This is a genomic window from Methanosarcina sp. 1.H.T.1A.1 (assembly GCF_000979295.1).
GTDB lineage: Archaea > Halobacteriota > Methanosarcinia > Methanosarcinales > Methanosarcinaceae > Methanosarcina.
On record NZ_JJQY01000131.1, the window covers coordinates 1 to 4,503 of the forward strand.

3 protein-coding genes are annotated in these 4,503 nt (G+C 40.5%); all 3 read right to left on the reverse strand.

Annotated features, from left to right (window positions below; translation table 11 throughout):
- The coding region (locus tag EO95_RS13180; RefSeq protein ID WP_052733588.1) for a HAMP domain-containing protein at nucleotides 1-2,139 on the reverse strand (2,139 nt) is incomplete at its 3' end.
- 858 nt (nucleotides 2,140-2,997) lie between these two features.
- Nucleotides 2,998-3,477 (reverse strand): chemotaxis protein CheW, encoded by a 480-nt coding sequence (locus EO95_RS13185; protein ID WP_048135328.1) that lies wholly within the window; start codon nucleotides 3,475-3,477, stop codon nucleotides 2,998-3,000.
- Between the two features lie 82 nt (nucleotides 3,478-3,559).
- On the reverse strand, nucleotides 3,560-4,503 hold a 944-nt coding region (locus tag EO95_RS13190; protein ID WP_048135331.1), incomplete at its 5' end, for a methyl-accepting chemotaxis protein.

A 4,503-nucleotide genomic window follows, 5' to 3' on the forward strand; every position in this document is an offset into this window, starting at 1 on the left:
GAATTCTGAATAACATTTCTTCCCAATTATATCCTTTTTAGTTGAACCTAAGAGTTTTACTCCTATTTCATTCATATAGAGAATACTGAATGATTTATCAATTGCCTGCACTGGCATGGGCATACGGTCAATATACCCGACAAGGGTATCAAGGGTTCTATTGACCCCTTCCATAATTTTTCTGAAGTCGCCCTGATGAACAGAAGCATCAGCTCTTGTGTCGAGTCTTCCTTCAATAGCAGCATCAACAAGCATTCCGGCATCTTCCACAAGACCGTTTACGGCAACGATACAGGTGTTCAGGTTATTCTTTATCTCGTTGAAATCACCTTTGTAGTTTTCCGAAATAGGCTCGGGAATATCACCACGGCTGATACGTTCAACATATTCGGCAGCGACATTCAGAGGACCAATTACAGCATCAAGAGTATCATTTACACCACTTACAACCTTACGGAAATCACCTTCATGACGGCTAGCATCTGCACGGGTATCAAGCTGACCTGCAACACCGGCATTTGAAAGCATAACAGCGTCTTCTACAAGGTTATTTACGGCAACGATACAGGTATTCAGGTTATTTTTGATCTCGTTGAAGTCACCGTTATAGTTCTCAGTAATCGGTTCAGGAATATCACCGCGGCTGATACGTTCAACATATTCAGCAGCGACATTCAAAGGACCCATAACAGCATCAAGAGTATCATTGACTCCTTCAACGATCTTTCTGAAGTCTCCCGGATGCTGAGAGGCGTCTGCCCGAGTATCGAGTGCTCCTTTTATTGCAGCGTCGGAGAGCATTTCTGCATCGGAAACAAGATTCTTGATCGTAGAATTAACCTGGCCGAGCTTTTCATTAATTAGTACAAAATTTTTATGAGCGTCAATAGTGTATTCGTCGGGCTTTGCGACCTCAAAGTGAAGATCTGTATTGCCATTGCTCAGTTTGTCCAGATTATTTCCAAGTTTCTCGACTTCCTCATTGAGATATTTTGCAACTCTTATTACGGCAGTCTGATCCTGGACAAATTCAAAAGCACCGGTAACTTCACCCTTCTGGTTTATGATTGGAATACCGCCAGTTGAAAGTTCGATTTCCTTACCCAGTGGTTTAGCCAGGGTCTGGCTGGTTGCCTCAGAAACTGTTTCCATCGCACGTGCGCAGGGACAATTTGGAGTATTGCAATCGGCTGTATTGAATTCTGAATAACATTTCTTCCCAATTATATCCTTTTTAGTTGAACCTAAGAGTTTTACTCCTATTTCATTCATATAGAGAATACTGAATGATTTATCGATTGCCTGCACTGGCATGGGCATACGGTCAATATATCCGACAAGGGTTTCAAGGGTTCTATTGACCCCTTCTATAATTTTCCTGAAGTCGCCCTGATGAACAGAAGCATCTGCTCTTGTGTCAAGTCTTCCTTCAATAGCAGCATCAGCGAGCATTCCGGCATCCGCAACCAAGGCGCGGAGTGTATCCCTTGTCTTGACGCACGATTTTGCCATCATATCGTGCTCGGACATGACCTTGATCTCTAAGTCGAGGTTGCCTTCGGCCATCTTCATGACGTTTTCGGCGTCATGCTTGTTATTGTCGATGACGGAGGCCATGCTCAACATCAGCCTGTCCGTTGGCGACCTTGGAGTGATTACAACATTTGTGTTACCTATAGACAGCGCCTCTGCGACCTCTGTGACCTTGTTCTCAGCATCGATCAGGGTGTTCAGGTTATTCTTGATCTCGTTGAAGTCACCGTTATAGTTCTCAGTAATCGGTTCAGGAATATCACCACGGCTGATACGTTCAACATATTCAGCAGCGACATTCAGAGGACCAATAACGGCATCAAAACCAATATTTATCTCTTTGAGAATTGTGCCCCATCCGCCGGGATATTTGGAGTAATCAGCACGTATATCGAGACGGCCTTCTGCTTCTGCCTTTGAAACGGTCTGAATTTCATTCAAAACGCCTGTAATATTTTCAATAGTTAGGTTAATTAGATCAACAGTTTTTTTGGTATCCCCTTTGAAGTTCCCGCTTATTTTCTCTAATTTTTCACCTGTTGAAATTCTTTCAACAAAGGACCTGAGCATTTCAAGCTGAATTTTTTCGTCTTCTTTAAATACCATATTAATTAACTCCCTGAATCGGAAGAATTTTGAGCTTAATTTAACATATAGAATACAGAAGCTCTCAAATCAGTAACCTGATTTACTCACCTAGCAAGATTATTTCGAATTTTAGTGTCAACAATTGTTTCAATTTGGAGCTATACTGATCAATATTTTCAAAGAACTTTTCAATCTGGGTTACAAATTTATCAAATTATTTATAATGTCGAGATATTTTCTGATAGCGTTTTATACTGACAATGACGCCAGCTTATCTCTTTTACTTCTGAACCGATATATATTGACAAATATTTAACTTGTTAACGGCACTTAATTACATCAAAATCATAATCAATTGACGCCATATTTTTACAAATCGCTTAATTGCTTATATACCGACTATAATAATAAATATAATAAGTATATAAATTTATAGGTGATCACAAAAATTTTTCATACCACGGGCATTTCAGACAATGATTGATCAATTTTTTCACGGCTTGAGGAAAAAACAAACCTACCACTTCAGTTTATCCGCAAAAGAAAAAAAATCAAAAAATAATTAAAATTGATGAAGAGGATAGTGAATGAGAAGAATGCGGATATTCAAAAATAAATTAATCTGACAATGCCAGATTAAATACAACAGATCTGAACATCCGATGATGAATATTTTGAGGAGTAGGGTTATTGATAAACCGTTTTTAATCCGGATGTCGCTACCCCTATCCACATCAATATATTCCAGATCTTCTATTTCCCCAAAGGGAATCTTTTGCTTACCTATGATCAAGCTGCTATCGATTACTACAAATTATGCATCCGTCCACCACACAGCAGAAATTTTCACAGGAATTCGAAGGTGGGCTTTATCATTTATCCATTAATTTCATTCAGTTCTTCTTCGCTGAATAACTCTTTAAGGTCCATTAAGGTTAGAAGTCCATCCTCAAGTTTCCCAACTCCCATTAAAAACTTTGATTCATCTGTTAAAGCTAAAAACCTGGGAATTTCTTCGATATTTTTGGAGGACAGATATTTGACTTCGCTAACGCTGTCAACCATCATCCCTATGGTAGCATTATCGTATTCAATAACAATAATCCGGGTATTTTCATCGTTCTTTTTCGGTTCTTTCCCAAGCCTTTTTCTGAGATTGATAATGACTGCAATTTGACCCCTGAGATTTAAGATCCCTTCTACAAAATCAGGTACGTTTGGAATTCGAGTAATTTGAGTTGGCAGAATAATCTCCTTTATCTGGGAAATTTCAACTCCATATATTTCTTCGCCGAGGTTGAAGACAATTACTTGAATCGTATTATCCACATTTACAGTTTGACTATGATAGCTCATGTACATCACCTGAAAACTGGAGCTAATTGAAATTGCCTGGATTCAATTAGCTCCGGATTCGAACAGATCTGGATCAGACTGTTCAGTGTCTCTTTAAATTTCCCATTCTATCGAAATTTTGAGGCTTCTTAGAGGATGTTTGACTGGTTTTCGGTTCTCCCGACACTTTAAAGTTTTCTAAGAGAACATCGACTGTTTTCTGAGCAAGCTCGCTAACATTCTGTACCGAAGTACTTACCTGCTGCATGGCAGCTGTCTGTTCCTCGATAGCAGCAGAAGTTTCTTCACTGCTTGCGGCATTCTCTTCAGCAGTAGATGCGGTCTCACTGATGCTTTTCTCAATATTTTCGATTTTATCCAGACCTTCTTCTGACAGACTATCCAGTTCGATGAGCATAGAGTTGATAGTGGCAACTGCAGTGGCAATTTCCTGACTCTTATTCAAAGCCTGTTTAATGTTCTTGCTTCCTGTTTTAGCCTGACCGTCCGCAGTGTTAATAGCTTCCGTCACTTTTTTGGTCTCTTTCTGGACGTTTGTAACAATCTCATTTATCTCATCAGTGCTCTTCCTCGAATCAGCAGCAAGTTTTCGGACCTCATCGGCAACAACGGCAAATCCCCGGCCGTATTCGCCGGCTCTTGCAGCTTCAATGGCGGCATTCAAAGCAAGGAGATTTGTCTGGTCAGCAATTGATTTGATTTTCCCTGTAACGGCACCGATATTATTGACAGCGTCATCCAGAGAATGAACAATGTCCCCAAGTTTGGAGATTTCCGTAACAAGCTGTTCCACTTCTTCCAGAGCCATATTACTGAGACCCTGGGCTTCGTCACTGGTTTTACCTGCCTGGGAAGCATAGCTGGAAGATTTAGTGGAAGATTCGCTGAGCTTTTTGAAAATTACTTCAGAAGCTTTTATATCCGAAGCTGCTGTGCCTGCATGCCTCGAAAGGTTCTCGGAACCGGTTGCGATCTGTTCGGAGGCCGTTGAAATTTGCTGCATGCCCAGATTCGTCTGGCCGACAG

Bases quoted from the DNA above. Each gene is read 5' to 3' on its own strand.
- EO95_RS13185 (WP_048135328.1), bottom strand. From the start codon at position 3,477: ATGAGCTATCATAGTCAAACTGTAAATGTGGATAATACGATTCAAGTA.